This is a genomic window from Dyella sp. (assembly GCF_035486915.1).
GTDB lineage: Bacteria > Pseudomonadota > Gammaproteobacteria > Xanthomonadales > Rhodanobacteraceae > Dyella_B.
In genome coordinates this window covers 1-15,608 of the sequence record NZ_DATHMR010000214.1, presented here as the reverse complement: position 1 = coordinate 15,608, position 15,608 = coordinate 1, and the positions used below count along the sequence as shown (strand labels likewise).

Below are 15,608 nucleotides of genomic sequence, written 5' to 3'. Positions count from 1 at the left end.
TCGTTACATGCTCGCCGGTAACGGCGGGTGCAGCGCTTTGTCATAACGCTGAAGCAGCTCCCCTACACGCTCGACATAAACCTGAGTTTCCGCGAACGGCGGTACGCCGTTGTAGTGCTGCACGGCCGCAGGTCCCGCGTTGTAGGCAGCGGCAGTCAGTCGCCGGTCGCCATTGAAGTACTTCAGCAACAGGCTGAGATAACGCGCGCCGCCGCGAATGTTCTGTTCGGGATCGAATGCATCCGCCACGCCCATGTCGTTCGCGGTAAGGGGCATCAACTGCATCAATCCCTGCGCACCTTTCAACGACATCGCGTGCGGATTGAACGCACTTTCCGCATGGATGATCGCGCGAATGAATGCTTCATCCACGCCCGATTCGAGACTCGCCTGATGAATGATGCTGGCGTAGTCGGAGGTGTTGAGATGCACCGTGTCCCAGTGAATCGGCGAATGCAGATCGCACGCCATGCATGTCGCGATATAGCTGAAAAGCCGCGTGACATTCTTCGACGGCGCACCACTAGGCGCAATGTTGGTGTATTCCACGCTACCGTCGCGGTGTACGACGCGATACACGGCTCCGCGCAGAACACGATTTTCCGATGAGTCCACGGGAGCGTTTGAAGCAAGCGACCCTGGCAGCGCATCGGCCGATTGGCTATACGTCCATTGCCCCGGCTTACCGGTAAAGATGGTTGGATTCGGGTTTTGCTGCGCGTGCGGCATCGCATGTGCCGTGGTGTCCGCACTGCCTTCAACGCGATCCAGCGACGCCACGATGGGCGCGATCGCTGTCGCCGTCGTGTCCGCCCAACCCGTCACCCATGCAAGCGACGTCACGCCGTGCGATGCGACCTGATGTGAAGTCGATGGATGCGATGGCGTGGCCTCATACGACATCAATTGCTTGCAGTCGTGATACCCCACCTTCGTGCCCGAGAACACCGCCTCGCCGTTGCTACCCGTGCAGCGATACACCGCGCCAGCGTGCGCAGGTGTCGGCCGGAACAGGATCAATAGCAGCGCACAGCTCAGCGTGACCTTCAACAAAGTCATCACGAGCATGGGGAGGCTACATGCCTGGGGGCCGGCGCCTCCCCCTTGGCGTACGGCTACGGGCATGGGCGGAGTGTGCCCCGACGCAGGGCCGACGCCAAGTACAAAATGTGTATTTCGTGCGCCAGGACATAGCCGCAAGTGCTTGATCCGCCAAGACCGGCTCAGTGGCGGGTGGGCGCGCGGGCTAGTAAACTGCGCGGTTCGGCGCACCAGCGCTCCGCGCCCTCCGAATCCACGGTACCCAACGCCATGAGCGGCAAGCTTTTCATCAAGACCCACGGCTGTCAGATGAACGAGTACGACTCGGCCAAAATGGCCGACGTGCTGAAGGCATCGCACGGCCTGGAATTGACCCAGGATGAGTCCGAAGCGGACGTGATCCTGGTCAATACCTGCTCGATCCGCGAAAAAGCGCAGGAGAAGGTCTTCAGCCAGCTCGGCCGCTGGAAGGAATACAAGCAGGGCGACCGGCAGGTGCTGATCGGCGTGGGCGGCTGCGTGGCCTCGCAGGAAGGCGAGGCGATCATCAAGCGCGCCCCCTACGTAGACCTGGTCTTCGGCCCGCAAACCCTGCATCGCCTGCCCGAGCTGATCGAGGCCAAGCGCGCCACCGGCAAACCGCAGGTCGACATCAGCTTCCCCGAAATCGAAAAGTTCGACCGCCTGCCCGAGCCGCGCGCCGAAGGTCCGACCGCCTTCGTCTCGATCATGGAAGGCTGCTCCAAGTACTGCTCTTACTGCGTGGTGCCTTACACCCGCGGCGAGGAAATCAGCCGCCCATTCGACGACGTGATCGTCGAAGTCGCGCAACTCGCCGATCAGGGCGTGCGCGAAGTGATCCTGCTTGGCCAAAACGTCAACGCTTATCGCGGCCCCACGCACGACGGCGGCACCGCCGACCTCGCCGTGCTGATCCACGCGATTGCACAGCTCGAAGGCATCGGCCGTATCCGCTTCACCACCTCGCACCCGCTGGAGTTTTCCGACTCGTTGATCGAGGCGTATGCCAACGTGCCCAAGCTCGCCAACTTCCTGCATCTACCGGTGCAGGCGGGCTCCGATCGCATTCTTACAGCAATGAAGCGCGGTTACACAGCACTGGAGTTCAAGCAGAAGATCCGCAAGCTGCGTGCTGTGCGCCCGGATATCTGTATTTCGTCCGATTTCATCGTCGGCTTCCCGGGCGAAACGGATGACGATTTCGCCAAGACGATGAAGCTGATCGACGACATCGGTTTCGATCAGAGCTTCTCTTTCATTTTCTCTTCGCGTCCCGGCACACCTGCCGCGAACCTCGCGGACGACACGCCCGCTGCCCTGAAACACGAACGCCTCGCGCAACTGCAAGCCGTGCTCAACACCAACGCGAAGAAGATCAACGAAGCGATGGTCGGCACCGTGCAGCGCGTACTGGTTGAAAAGCCAAGCAAGAAGAACCCGAACGAACTCACGGGGCGCACCGAAAACATGCGTTACGTGAACTTCCCTGGCCCCGCCCGTCTGATCGGTCAATTCGTGGATGTAGTGATCACCGAAGCGATGAGCAATTCGCTGCGTGGACGGATTGGCAGCGCGGACAGTCAGGCCGCCTGAATCTCGCATGGGCGCAGACGCCGCAAGCTCGGACACACGCATCCGGTTGATGCCGTACCAGCCCGAGCATTTCGATGCAGCGACAGCGTTGATCGTCTCCATCCAACGGGACGAATTCGGTTTCGATATCGACTTGGCACGGCAGCCCGATCTTTCGGTCATCCCCGAGTTCTATCAGTCCGGCACCGGCAATTTCTGGGTGGCGCTGCATGACGACACGGTGATTGGCACCATCGCACTGAAGGATATCGGCGAGCGCAGCGTCGCCTTGCGCAAAATGTTTGTAGCAACAGAGTATCGTGGCACCGAGTGGGACGTAGCATTGAAGCTGCTGCACACTGCGGTACATTGGGCACGGCAACACGACGTGCAAAACATCTTTCTGGGTACCACCGAAAAATTCCACGCTGCGCATCGCTTCTACGAAAAGCACGGCTTTTCGCCGATCGAGAAAACAAGCTTGCCAGCACGTTTCCTGTTCATGCCGGTCGACACGCGTTTCTACCGACTCGATTTAGCGACGGTTATGTAACTGGTCACGCCTTCGTCTTAGCGAAAGCCGGGACGACGTATCAACTCACGCAATTCGACATGACTCCATGACCAACGGCCTGAATCAACGCGACTTCGCCCTCGATCCGGAAGACAACGCCCGGCTCGCCAACTTGTGCGGCCCGTTCGACGAACATCTGCGTCAGGTGGAATTGCGCCTGGGCGTGGAAATCGATCACCGCGGCAACCTGTTTCAGGTGATCGGAGAAGAAGGCGCCGCACGCGCTGGCGAGAAAGTGCTGAAGGCACTTTACGCAGCGACCGAAAACGAGTCGCTGACGGGTGCGAAGATCAATCTGCAGCTCGCCGATTCCGGTATCGATGCGATTACCGAAGGTGCCGCCGAGAGCGCACAGGAAGTCGCCATCAAGGTGAAGCGCGGCGTCATCAAAGGGCGCGGTCCGAATCAGGCACGTTACCTGCACGCGATCACCACACATGACATCAGCTTCGGTGTTGGCCCCGCTGGCACCGGCAAAACATATCTTGCTGTAGCCAGTGCGGTCGAAGCACTCGAAGCCAATCGCGTGCAACGTTTGCTGCTGGTTCGTCCTGCGGTGGAAGCTGGCGAAAAACTCGGCTTTCTTCCCGGTGATTTATCGCAAAAAGTGGACCCGTATCTGCGTCCGCTTTACGACGCGCTCTACGAAATGCTCGGATTCGAAAAAGTCGCCAAGCTGATCGAGCGCAATGTGATCGAGATCGCACCGCTCGCTTACATGCGCGGTCGCACGCTCAACGATTCGTACGTGATTCTCGACGAAGCGCAGAACACCACCGTCGAGCAGATGAAGATGTTCCTCACGCGCATCGGCTTCGGCTCGGTCGCGGTGATCACCGGCGACGTCAGCCAGATCGACCTGCCCCGCCATGTACGCTCGGGTCTGCGCCACGCCGTCGAAGTGTTACGTGGCGTGGAAGGCATCAGCTTCACCTTCTTTACCTCGCGCGATGTCGTGCGTCATCCTCTGGTCGCTAAAATCGTGCGTGCGTACGAGGCCTTTGAGGAATCGACCAATGCCGATCAAGCAACGGGAAAACCGGGAAATGACGCCAGGTAAGAAGACCGCTTTACGTTCGCACGTTGTTCACGTCAATTACGGCGTGGCACGCACGGGCTTGCCGTCGACACTGAGCTTTCGCCGCTGGGCAGATGCCGCGCTCACGGGCGCCAAGCGACGCAAGCCGGCGGAGCTGGCGATCCGTATCGTCGGCACACGCGAAGGCCGGCGCCTCAATCGCGACTATCGCGACAAAGATTACGCCACCAACGTCCTGTCGTTTCCGGTGGAGCTACCGCCAGGCGTGACGCTTCCGTTGATCGGCGACCTGGCGATCTGCGCGCCGGTAGTCACTCGCGAAGCGGTCGAACAAGGCAAGCGTGCACGCGACCACTGGGCGCATATGACCGTGCACGGCATCCTGCATCTGCTGGGCTACGATCACATCGACGATACGGAAGCTGAAGCGATGGAAACGCTCGAAAGACGTATTCTCGCCAAACTCGGCATCGCCGATCCTTACGCGGTCGAACACGACGTGTAGGCGTTCAACGTCACGTCGCTATTCATGGTGACGTGCAGCGCAATGAAAACGTATGCGTTTCATCGCTTCATCTCGCATGACCGTGGCATGTCATCCTCCATAGATGACTATCAATCACTTAGCACCACAACGTGCTGCAATGCGCCAGTTACATGCGATATGTCTGTCGACCCATTGTCGAAGATATGTATGCATCAAATGAAGCACATTCATTTTTTGAACTCAAATCTAACTGATTAGCGCACTTACGTTGTTGAAGACAGCGTCGGTTCATGGCGTTCCAACTATTTCTTTACGTGTTCGACGCTGACGCAGCGCATCAATCAGGACCCGTCATAACGACGGCTCGCGGCATGTAAGCCTTCTGCGCGTCGGACATAAGCAAATCTGTTGCGCCATCTCGATATGAGATGTGCTTTTTCTTCCGCCCCGCTTCGGCGTACGGGTGTAGGCGTCTGCGCGACGTCAATCCACAGAGGCGATGTGTTTTGAAAAATCAGCTACTCCCCACTGACCCGCTACCACAAACTCAACCGATACCCGCTCGCGAAATAAGTCCAACCAAAAAATCTCCGCTAGCGTTCGTGCCGCGTCTTGCCGGCTACGCCCTGATGGCATTCATCGGGTGGCTGTTGCTCACCACGTTGTTTGAGCCGTGGGTATCCACCAGCGCGACGCGTGCCGTTCTCAATGCGCCGGCCGTTTTGATCACCACGCCGATCAGCGGCACCGTCACCGCCCAGTATGCGCAGAACGGACAAGCCATCCAGCCGGGACAACCTGTTGCGACCGTAAAGAACACTACGGTGGCCCGCGATGCATTGACCACCCTGCTCACCCAGCGGCTCGAACTGCAAGGCCATCTAGACGATCTGCGCAGCCACTTGCAAGCCGATCAACGCATGCTCGACTACACCAACGGACAGTACAAAAAATATCAACAAGCCAGCGTCAGTCAGTTGCAAAGCACGTATGAGTCTATCCAGGCACAACAAGACGCCACCTCGGCGAAATTGGAAGAACTCGATGCCAAATACGCGCGAGCCATGGCACTTGAACGCGACGGTGCGATCAGCGCAGCCGCGGTAGAACAAGCGCGCTCCGAAGCCGATGCTGCACGCAGCGAAGCCGATGCGATGGATCAGAACGCAGATAGCGTAGGTGCCGGCATCGATGCGGCAAAGCGGGGGATCTACGTTTCCGCCGGTCAGGACAGCAACGGTCAATTGCCGCAACTGTCGCAGCGCCGCGCCGATCTGCAAAACAGCATCAAGGACGAGGAAGCGCAAGCCGATGCACTGGGCACGCAGCTCGCCAACCTCAACCAGCTGATCGATCACGAACAAGGTCGCGTACAAACGCTCTCGGACTATGTCGTCAAAGCCTATTCGGCAGGAACGGCGCAAGAAGTGGTCGCACCGGTCGGCACGCAAGTTAGCGCCGGATCCACGCTCGTGCGTGCGACGGACTGCAACAAGACCGACGTCGTTGCGGTGTTTCCCGCACGCATGGCATCTCGCCTGAACATCGGCACAGAGTTGCGCGTGCGCGTCAATGACGGCGCGCGAGCGCGCGACGCACACATCACGCAGTTGCTGCCCAAGGCCACCGAATCCATGCAGAATGGCTTCAGCGCACCGTTCCCGTATGCCGAAGACGGTTCCGTCTACGCGCTCGCGCAGTGGGACAACGACCGTAGCAATGCCGCACCGCCCACCTGCATGCCTGGCCGCAGCGTAACGGCGAGTTTGATGTGACGTATCGACGAAGAGAGACCGACATGTCCAGACGATGGCACTTCGCGACGAGCATTGGCCTGATCTTCATGACGATGGCATCGACCCCGGTGCACGCCACCTCAGCGGCACAACAGCAGTTGGCCGACGGCACGTGCGCGGCATTGCGTTCGGCAGCGACGGCCATACCCGGTAGTGGCCCGATGTTGCTGCCGAGTTATCCGAGCCTGAAGCAAGGCGATGAGTCGACCCGCGCACTCCAGAACGTGGCGTTTGTCTATGACAACGCACTGGCCGGCATTGCCCTCACCGCGTGCGGAGAGCCCGCACAGGCAAAACGCATCGCCGACGCGTTCGTGCTCGCTGCTGCGCACGATCCCACGTTCAAGGATGGGCGACTGCGCAATGCCTATCGTGGCGGCGTCATCGATGGCAACAAAGTCGAACTGCCGGGCTATTGGCAAAGCAAGGGCAATTACTGGAGCCAGGATCCGTACCAAGTCGGCACCGCCACAGGCAACGTCGCGTGGGCCGCGTTACTGCTGCTCACCGTTTATGACAACACACATGATCGGCGCTATCTGGATGCCGCCGTCGCGCAGTTGCATTGGATTCAAGCCCACGTATCAGGCACAGCCCCGTTTGCCTACGAAGGGGGCCTGTTCGGCTACGACAACGCTCAGCGCGCACAACACTGGAAAGCAACCGAGCACAACATCGATATCTATGCGGCCGCTACCTGGGCCAACCGCGACAGTGCCGATGCCACGCTTGCGCAACAGGCGAACGTTGCATCCAGCTTCGTCAAGGCCATGTGGGACGACGAACAACATCGTTTCCTCGTAGGCACGCTCGACGATGGCAAGACACTTTCGCGCGACAAATCCGGACTGGATGCGCAGGTGTGGCCGTTGCTCGCTTTCCATCCGCATCCCGCCGAATGGAATCAGGTCTGGATGTGGGTCGATGCGCAGCATCGCAGCGGCGACGGCTACGGCTATCGGCGTCAACCCGATGGCATGTGGACCGAAGGCAGCGCGCAGGTTGCCGCTGCGATGCAGGCAAGCAACAAGCCCGTACCCGATGCGTTATGGCAAGTGATCGCCGCGCAGCGTAGCGGCGACGGCATGCTTTACGCGACGCCGCAGCCACGCATCAGCACCGATTTTGCGATCGGACCCACATCGACCTATGCCGATTTCTTCTACTACCACCAGCCGCACCTGGGTGCGACCGCGTGGGCAGCCATCGCCGCGAAGAGTTGGAACCCCTTCACTGGCGGCCCGATCGCCAACACGGGCAACACACTTGCGGAGAGCAGCCCATGATCTCCTCCGCCGACACGATGAACGTGTTGCAATTGCTCGGTCTGACCGTGCTGTTCGGTTTCGGTATGTCACGCTTGACGAATCCGCATCACGCATGGGCTCGACTGATATTCGGCGCATTTTCCGGCATGTTATTGCTGCGCTATGCGCTATGGCGCAGCACCGAAACGCTGCCCGACCCCACGCATGGCTTCGCCAGTGTGTGGTCGTACGTGTTCTATGCGTTCGAGATGATCTCCATTGTGTACACGCTCGCGACCATTGTGGTGATGGTGCGCCGGCGCGATTCGCGTCCTTACGCCGATGCGGGCGAAGCACGACTGCGCAAGGCTGGCAACAACGTTCCGGCAGTCGATGTATTTATCGCGACCTATAACGAAGACCTGCAGATTCTCGAAAAAACCATCGTCTCGGCGAAAGCCATCGACTATCCGCATGTCAATGTCTGGGTGCTGGACGACACGCGGCGCGATTGGCTGCGCGACTACTGCGCAAGGATGGGCGTGCACTACGCTCGCCGACCGGACAATCGCCACGCGAAGGCGGGCAACATGAACAACGGCCTGCGATTGTCTGCGCAAGTGACCAATGCGCCATACATCCTGGTACTGGATGCCGACTTTGCGCCGCAGAAAAACATTCTCTACCGCGTGCTGGGCCTGTTCAGCGAAAAGAACGTGGCGCTGGTGCAAACGCCACAGTTCTACTACAACGCCGATCCGATTCAGCACAACCTCGGCACGACCGATAGCTGGGTGGACGAACAACGGGTGTTCTTCGATGTCTTCCAGCCGTCACGCGACGCGTGGGATTCGGCGTTCTGCGTGGGCACTTCGTTTGTGGTGTCGCGCGAGGCGATCACTGCGGCCGGCGGTTTTCCTACCGACAGCGTTTGCGAAGACATCCACACGACGTACGTGCTGCGCAAAGGCGGTTACATCACGCGCTGGCTCAACGAGCGACTCTCAGTGGGCCTTTCCGCCGAGGGCCTGATCGAATACATCAACCAACGCGGCCGCTGGTGCCTTGGCACCATGCAAGTTGCCTTGCTGAAGAACGGCCCGCTACGCGGCGAGGGTTACAACCTGATCGACCGCCTGCACTATCTGCACGGCATGCTGCACTGGATCGGCAAGCCGTTCCTGCTGCTGATGCTGATTGCGCCAGTGCTGTACTGGTACTTCGGTATCGCCGCGTTCTACACCACGCCCGAGGAGTTCATGTTCTACGGTGTGCCGGCACTGGTCGGATTCTGGTTCTACGGCCCGTGGATCACCGAACGCAAGACGCTACCGATCTTTACCGAGGTGACGCAGCTGGTGGCCGCCTATGCAGTGACCAGGACCATTATTTCCGCATGCTTTCGTCCGTTTGGACGTCCATTCAAGGTCACCGCCAAAGGCCTGGATCGCAGCAAGGTAGTCGTGCACTGGAAACTCGCCGGTTTCTTCATCGGCTTGATGCTCTTCCTGATCGCAGGTGCGGTGAATACCGTGATGACCGCACAGATGAGCGGCGGCATCATTTTCAATCTGGCGTGGACGCTGATTGCGCTGTTGCTGGATCTGGCCGCCATTGCCGCCTGCGTGGACTTGCCGCGGCCTCGACAGGAAGAGCGCTTTCCGTTCACCCGCGCGACGCATTGGCGACAAGGCCACCATGTGCGCCACAGCGAATTTATCGACATCTCACTCGGCGGCGCCGCGTTGCGTGGCGGACCGGCGATGCCGGCGGTCGGCGAAGCGTTGGAAGTGTCGGTACCGGAAGTTGGCTGGGTCCCTGCGCGAGTCAGCCGTTTGGGGAAATGCCGCCTTTGCGTGCAGTTCGAGCCGGATGAAGCAACGCGGCATCGCCTGATCAAACTGATCTTCTGCCAGGCACCGCACAACATTGCCGTGAAAGCCCACCCGCTGCGCGCGTTCGCGCAACTGATGCGCATGGCCGGCGTATCCCTCTTTCCTTCGCGATGATTCGGGAGACTGTTATGAAGTCACTGCTCTTTTCCGCCGCTGTTGCCAGCTGCGCGCTGGTCGGCTGCTCAATGGAGCCGACGTATCAGCGCCCGGCGATGCCTGTGCCCAACAGTTATCCGTCGAGCGCGGACACAACATCGGGTACCGCATCGATCAATGCGGCCGAAATGGACTGGCATGCGTTCTTCAAGGATCCGGTGCTGCAACGCTTGATCGAGATTGCGTTGACCGACAACCGCGACCTGCGCGTCGTCGCCGCCAAGATGGCCGAAGCACGGGCCGACTATGGCGAAACGCGCGCCAGCCTGTTCCCTGAAATCGACCTGCAAGGCTACGCCGGACGCCAGCGCCTGCCTGCGATGACGCAAGAGCCTGCTGCGGGCTTACTCGGTCCGATCGAGAACAACCGCAACAGCGCGGCGACGTTCAATACGTATCAGGTGCAGGCGGGCATGACGAGCTACGAGCTGGACTTCTTCGGCCATCAACGCGCCATCGCTCACGAATCCGGCAAATTGGCCCAGGCCAGCGAAGCCGATTACGAAGCCGCGCGTATCGCGCTGATTGGCGAAGTGGCCAATGCCTATCTGGCGCTCAACGCGGACCGCGCGCTGCTGCAATTGGCGCAAGCAACCGAAGCCGATCAGAACGGCCACGCAAACGTGATGCAAAAGGCCTATCGCGACGGTGGCGTGTCGGAATTCGATATGCGTCGTTCCCAAACGCAGGTCGACGCCGCGCAAGTGGACGTGCAGGACATGCAGATACGCATCGCCAAGGACATGGATGCATTGGCGGTGCTGATCGGCCAACCCGTGCTACCCGACTACGCGACGCCGCGTCCATGGCAAGCGCCATTGTTGACCGATGTACCGGCCGGCCTACCCTCCTCGCTGCTGGATCGCCGCCCCGACATCGTTGCGGCGGAAGATCGACTGCGCGCTGCCAACGCCGATATTGGACGCGCACGCGCGGCGTTCTTCCCCAATATCGCGCTGACCGCCGTGCTGGGCACCCTGAGCGGGGGCTTGTCCAACCTATTTCGCGCCAGCTCGGCGGCCTGGAGCACCGGTGTCTCCGGCAGCGTGCCGCTGTTGGACTGGGGCAAGAACGAGAACGAACTCAGCGCCAGCAAAGCCCGCGATAGTGGAGCGGTCGCCGCTTACGAAGGAACCATCCAGGAAGCCTTCCGCGAAGTGGCCGACAACCTGGCCGTGCGTGACCATATCGTGCCGGAACTACAGGCCCAGCAAGAACTTGTGGACCAGTCGCAGCGCGTCTACACCATCTCCCAGGAGCGCTTCAAGGACGGCATGGACGACTATCTAGCCACCCAGGACGCCCAACGCTCGCTCTATAACGCCCAGGAGAAACTGGTCAGCCTGGAGCTGGATCAGGCGGTCAACCAGGTCAATTTGTACAAGGCGCTGGGCGGCGGCTGGCGTGAAGTCTCGGCCTCGAACGGCAGGGGCAATGCCCCATCCGGAGCCGTTTCGCTGCGGCAGGCTGCCATCGCCGCCCGATAAAGTATGTCGGGCCGCAGGCGTAAATCGGGGATGGGCTTCCCATTCCCAGAAGGCCTTGTTCCGGAACCGTCACGATTTTTCCGCTAAACTGAACCTTCCGCCCTCTACGGGCTGCACCCGCACGCGTAATGAACGAGGACCCTGGCAGTACCAGCGGCCCGGCCCACCGAAAATGGTGGGATCGACTGGGCCATTTGTTTTCCGGCGAGCCACGCAACCGCAAAGAACTGATCGACGAGTTGCGAACCGCCCAGGCCAACGGCCTGCTTAGCGCCGATACCCTTCCCATGCTGGAAGGCGCACTGCGAGTCACCGAGCTCAACGTCGACGACGTGATGGTGCCTCGCGTACAGATCGTCATGATCGACGTTGACGCACCCCTCGACGAGATTCTCGCCGCCGTGGTGGAATCCGGGCACTCCCGCTTCCCTGTGCACGGCGAAGACAAGGACGACATCCTCGGCATCCTGCTCGCCAAGGATCTGCTGAAGTACTTCGGCAACGGCCATGACTTCGACATCCGCTCGATGCTGCGTCCAGCGGTGCTGATTCCCGAATCGATGCGCCTGAACGTGCTGTTGGCCGAATTCCGCCGCAGCCGTAACCACATGGCGCTGGTGGTTGACGAATACGGCGGTGTCGCCGGTCTTGTCACCATCGAAGACGTGCTGGAAGAAATCGTCGGCGAGATCGATGACGAGCACGACGACGAGGAAGAGCCCGATCTGATGCACGCCCAATCCGACGGCGAGTGGATTGTGGATGCCCTCACCCCAATTGCGGATTTCAACGAAGAAATCGGTGCCTCGTTCTCCGATGAAGAGTTCGACACCATCGGCGGCATGGCCACTTCCGAATTCGGTCATCTGCCGGAAGTGGGCGAACAGATCGCCATCGGCAACTTCGAATTCCACGTCACCCAATCCGACGACCGCCGCGTACAGCAGTTCCGCGTGGTTCGCCGCTAAGCAAGATCGCGCCTGCCCGTCATCGGCAGGCGCGCCCTTCCCCGATAAGCTACGTACTTTCCTCCAACGGTTTCGCCCATGACGCTCGCCGGTCGCCTGCTGCTGTTCCTTACCCTGATTCTATGCAGCGTGAGCGTGCCCGCGTTGGCGGAAGTGGAGAACGCGCCCGGCGCGAATCTCGAAGTCTCGCTGATCACGTACGGCCCGGGCGACATCTACTGGGAACGTTTCGGCCATGACGCCATCGAACTACGCGATACCGTCAGCGGCGAAGAAGTCGACTTCAACTACGGCATGTTCAACTTCGACGAGAAAAACTTCTTTCTCAACTTCGCGCGCGGCCGCATGCATTACCTGATGGACGCCGAACCCACGACGGACGAAGAAGACTATTACAGGCAAGTCGGCCGTTCGATCACGCGCCAGCGTCTTGCACTGACGCCCGATCAAGCTGCCGCGCTGCGCGATTTCCTCTTCTGGAATCTTCGCCCCGAGAATGTCGGCTACAACTACGACTACTACGCCGACAACTGCACCACGCGCGTGCGCGATGCGCTCGATCGCGCACTGGGTGGCATCATCAAAACGCGTCTGACCGCGATCCCCGGCGGCATGACCTATCGCCAGCAAACCGTGCGCCTGATGAGCGCGCAGCCGTGGCTAATGCTTATCATGGATCTCGGTCTCGGGCCTTACGCCGATCAGCCGCTTTCCGCATGGAAAGAAAGCTTTCTTCCGGAAACGCTACAAAACAATATCCGCGCGATTGCCATTGACGACGGACACGGCGGCACACATCCGCTGGTGCAAAGCGAAGATGTGCTCTCCCCCAATCGCCTGGATGTCCCACCGAATACAGCGCCCGACTTGCGCATGCCACTGGGCATCGCAGGATTGATATTCGCTGCGTTGATCGTCATCGCCTGGCGTAGCGCAAAGCTCGCCTTTGCGTTGCTTGGCAGTCTTTTCCTGATCTTTGCGGGCCTATCCGGCCTGCTGATGCTGATTCTCTGGAGCCTCACCGAGCATCACTCGGCGTGGGCCAATGCAAACCTTCTGCTGTTCAATCCGCTGGCATTCGTTCTTATCGGATCGCTATGGTGCGCACGCCGACGTCTCCAGCCTTCGCGCCTCGCGAACGGCGTGCTGATGGCGCAACTTGCCGCACTGCTCGTCGCGTTGCTGCTTCACCTGCTACCTGGCGTCGTACAGCAAAACCAACCGTGGATTTTGTTTGCGCTGCCCTGCTGGCTCGCCTTGGCGTGGACATCAAGAAAAACTTCGCACTAACACCGAACGTAAAAAGAAGATCCGTTAACTATCTGGATGCTTTGGCGTGCCCATCCGATTCAGGCTCTCGTTCCAGTTGAAGCCTGCCACCAAGCGCTAGCGCAAGAGAAGCAGCAAAGGTTGCCGTCATGTGCTGTGAATCGCGAAAGACGATCATCCCATTTCTTTCGGCATTACAAATACTGCCTGGACATATCGCATCGCTCATATCCACGACATGGACATTTCCGAACGGCTTTGCTGCCTCTCGTATGGACATATAAATAGCGTCCGCCTGACTATCCTTCGACGGGAAACTGCAATCGCCATTGTTTTGCGGCAACCACTTGGGGCGCCCCGCGTATTCGGCCAGGCAATCGGGGCCATCCAAGGGCAAATGGGGGGTGGCACGCAACACATATACGTTTGTCGCAACCGCACCTAGAGATTGCATCACACGCTGAGAGCCACTCACCCACTGCTCAGGCGCTAGCGCGTTGTTAGGGAACGAACTCAGCACAACGACGTCCGGCTTTATCTTTGCAAGGTACGCCAACACAGCATTTCGCCACGTCGTGCATTCACTATAGATTCGGCCAATCCGCGCGTAGAAGATCGACTGATCAACCATCGGACACGATGATTTGGTCAGCACGAGCAAACGCCAATCAGCACCGCCGAATACCTTCACCACCGCCGGAAACCACTGACCTGCGATGCTGTCGCCCAAAAGCACGGCAGTGTGCGGTGCATTCGGCGTACCGAATGCACACACTTTTACGCGAGCACTGGAGTACCAATCATCGCAGCCCTGAGCATAAATGACCGGAGAGTCTTCATGCGACATGGCAATGCGCTTCTGCTCAGGATCATTTATCCGATCACCCGCATGCCTATACCACTGCGACGACCCAATAATACAAAGCGCAACTAGCGCTGCTGCGCCATAGACCGTTACCCGCTTATGAACAAGCCACCAACCTTGATGTCGTATCGGCGACTCGACAAATCGATACGAAAGAACGGCCATCAATAACGAGAAAGCTACAAACCCCAATCGGTATATCGGCGCATTTGAACCAAACAACGCATTGCCCAACAAAAGCGCCGGCCAATGCCATAGATACCACGAATAAGAAATACGCCCGATGGCCTGCATGGGGTGCCACGACAGGCACCTCTGAACCGACGTCATTGCGTCATTGCTCCCAGACGCAATGACCAACGCCGCACCCAGCGTGGGGAGGAGCGCGTAGAACCCAGGGTAAGGCCTGTTCGCGTCGAGCAGTGTGCACGTTGCAAAAAGCAATATCAGCCCGAGCCAACCCGCCGCACTACGCATATCGTCGTTATGCATGACACGCGACAGCCAACCGGCGTCGTTCTGGGATTGGACCCATACGAGTGCTCCAAGCGCAAACTGCCATGCGCGTAGAGGCATCATGTAGAACGCAAATTGCGGCAGTGCGTATGTGGCCCAAATGCTGGCAACCAGACTAACTACCAAAACTAATATCATGCATACGCGCAATCGCGCGCCGCTTCGTGCTTTGTCTGCGTGCCTCAATAGCACATAGATAAGCGCTGGCCAGATCAAGTAAAACTGCTCTTCCACACCCAAAGACCAGGTATGCAAGAAAATGTTGGTTTCTGTGCCTGGAGAAAAGTAGTCCAGCTTCTGAACTGCAAAGTGAACGTTGCTAAACCATACAGCAGCACTAGCGCCCGCCGCCGCCTGCGGCAACTGTGCAAGTGGAGCGAGTATTAACCATGCTAGCGCACCGCTTCCCAGAAGCATCAAAGTTAAAGCAGGAAGCAAACGGCGCATGCGCCGGATGTAGAAGTCGGCGAACTGCAGAGTACCGGTGCGCGTAATTTCCTTTACCAGCAACCCTGTGATAAGGAACCCGGAAAGTACAAAGAAAATATCGACACCAACAAACCCACCACTTAACCCCGGCACACCAGCATGGACGGCAATCACAAAAAGGACTGCGATGGCTCGAAGCCCCTCGATATCACCTCGATACCCTAGTCGGTACTCGCACCTCTCCCC

General features: G+C 59.2%; 12 protein-coding genes. 10 read left to right on the top strand and 2 right to left on the bottom strand.

The window, feature by feature from the left end:
* Positions 1–3: 3 nt before the first annotated feature.
* Positions 4–1,068, bottom strand: a complete 1,065-nt coding sequence (locus VK725_RS17935; protein WP_325319426.1) for a lytic transglycosylase domain-containing protein — start codon at positions 1,066–1,068, stop codon at positions 4–6.
* A 243-nt stretch (positions 1,069–1,311) separates the two neighbouring features.
* On the opposite strand from VK725_RS17935, the gene miaB reads away from it, so the two are divergent.
* From miaB to VK725_RS17885, 10 genes are all read left to right on the top strand, one after another.
* Entirely contained in the window at positions 1,312–2,655 is a 1,344-nt protein-coding gene (gene miaB / locus VK725_RS17930; protein ID WP_325319425.1) for a tRNA (N6-isopentenyl adenosine(37)-C2)-methylthiotransferase MiaB, read from the top strand.
* Between the two features lie 7 nt (positions 2,656–2,662).
* Positions 2,663–3,187: a GNAT family N-acetyltransferase gene (locus VK725_RS17925; protein ID WP_325319424.1), complete on the top strand. Its 525-nt coding sequence runs from the start codon at positions 2,663–2,665 to the stop codon at positions 3,185–3,187.
* Between the two features lie 67 nt (positions 3,188–3,254).
* The gene (locus VK725_RS17920) at positions 3,255–4,268 is read left to right on the top strand and encodes a PhoH family protein (RefSeq protein ID WP_325319423.1); all 1,014 of its coding nucleotides are present in this window, start codon (positions 3,255–3,257) and stop codon (positions 4,266–4,268) included.
* On the top strand, positions 4,255–4,752 hold the full coding sequence (gene ybeY / locus VK725_RS17915; protein WP_325319422.1) for an rRNA maturation RNase YbeY: 498 nt from the start codon (positions 4,255–4,257) through the stop codon (positions 4,750–4,752). Before VK725_RS17920 ends, ybeY begins: the two co-directional genes overlap by 14 nt.
* A gap of 611 nt (positions 4,753–5,363) precedes the next feature.
* Positions 5,364–6,509, top strand: a complete 1,146-nt coding sequence (locus tag VK725_RS17910; RefSeq protein WP_325319421.1) for an HlyD family efflux transporter periplasmic adaptor subunit — start codon at positions 5,364–5,366, stop codon at positions 6,507–6,509.
* Between the two features lie 23 nt (positions 6,510–6,532).
* Entirely contained in the window at positions 6,533–7,816 is a 1,284-nt protein-coding gene (locus tag VK725_RS17905) for a hypothetical protein (RefSeq protein WP_325319420.1), read from the top strand.
* The gene (locus tag VK725_RS17900) at positions 7,813–9,786 is read left to right on the top strand and encodes a glycosyltransferase (RefSeq protein WP_325319419.1); all 1,974 of its coding nucleotides are present in this window, start codon (positions 7,813–7,815) and stop codon (positions 9,784–9,786) included. The genes VK725_RS17905 and VK725_RS17900 overlap by 4 nt, the downstream gene beginning before the upstream one ends.
* Before the next feature lie 14 nt (positions 9,787–9,800).
* A complete protein-coding gene (locus VK725_RS17895; protein WP_325319418.1) occupies positions 9,801–11,315 on the top strand; it encodes an efflux transporter outer membrane subunit in 1,515 nt (504 codons plus the stop codon).
* A 128-nt stretch (positions 11,316–11,443) separates the two neighbouring features.
* Entirely contained in the window at positions 11,444–12,283 is an 840-nt protein-coding gene (locus VK725_RS17890) for an HlyC/CorC family transporter (RefSeq protein WP_325319417.1), read from the top strand.
* 78 nt (positions 12,284–12,361) lie between these two features.
* Positions 12,362–13,573 carry a DUF4105 domain-containing protein gene (locus VK725_RS17885; protein WP_325319416.1) on the top strand — a complete coding sequence of 404 codons (1,212 nt, stop codon included), beginning with the start codon at positions 12,362–12,364 and terminating at the stop codon, positions 13,571–13,573.
* A gap of 28 nt (positions 13,574–13,601) precedes the next feature.
* On the opposite strand, the gene VK725_RS17880 is transcribed toward VK725_RS17885, so the two are convergent.
* The coding region (locus VK725_RS17880; RefSeq protein WP_325319415.1) for an acyltransferase family protein at positions 13,602–15,608 on the bottom strand (2,007 nt) is incomplete at its 5' end.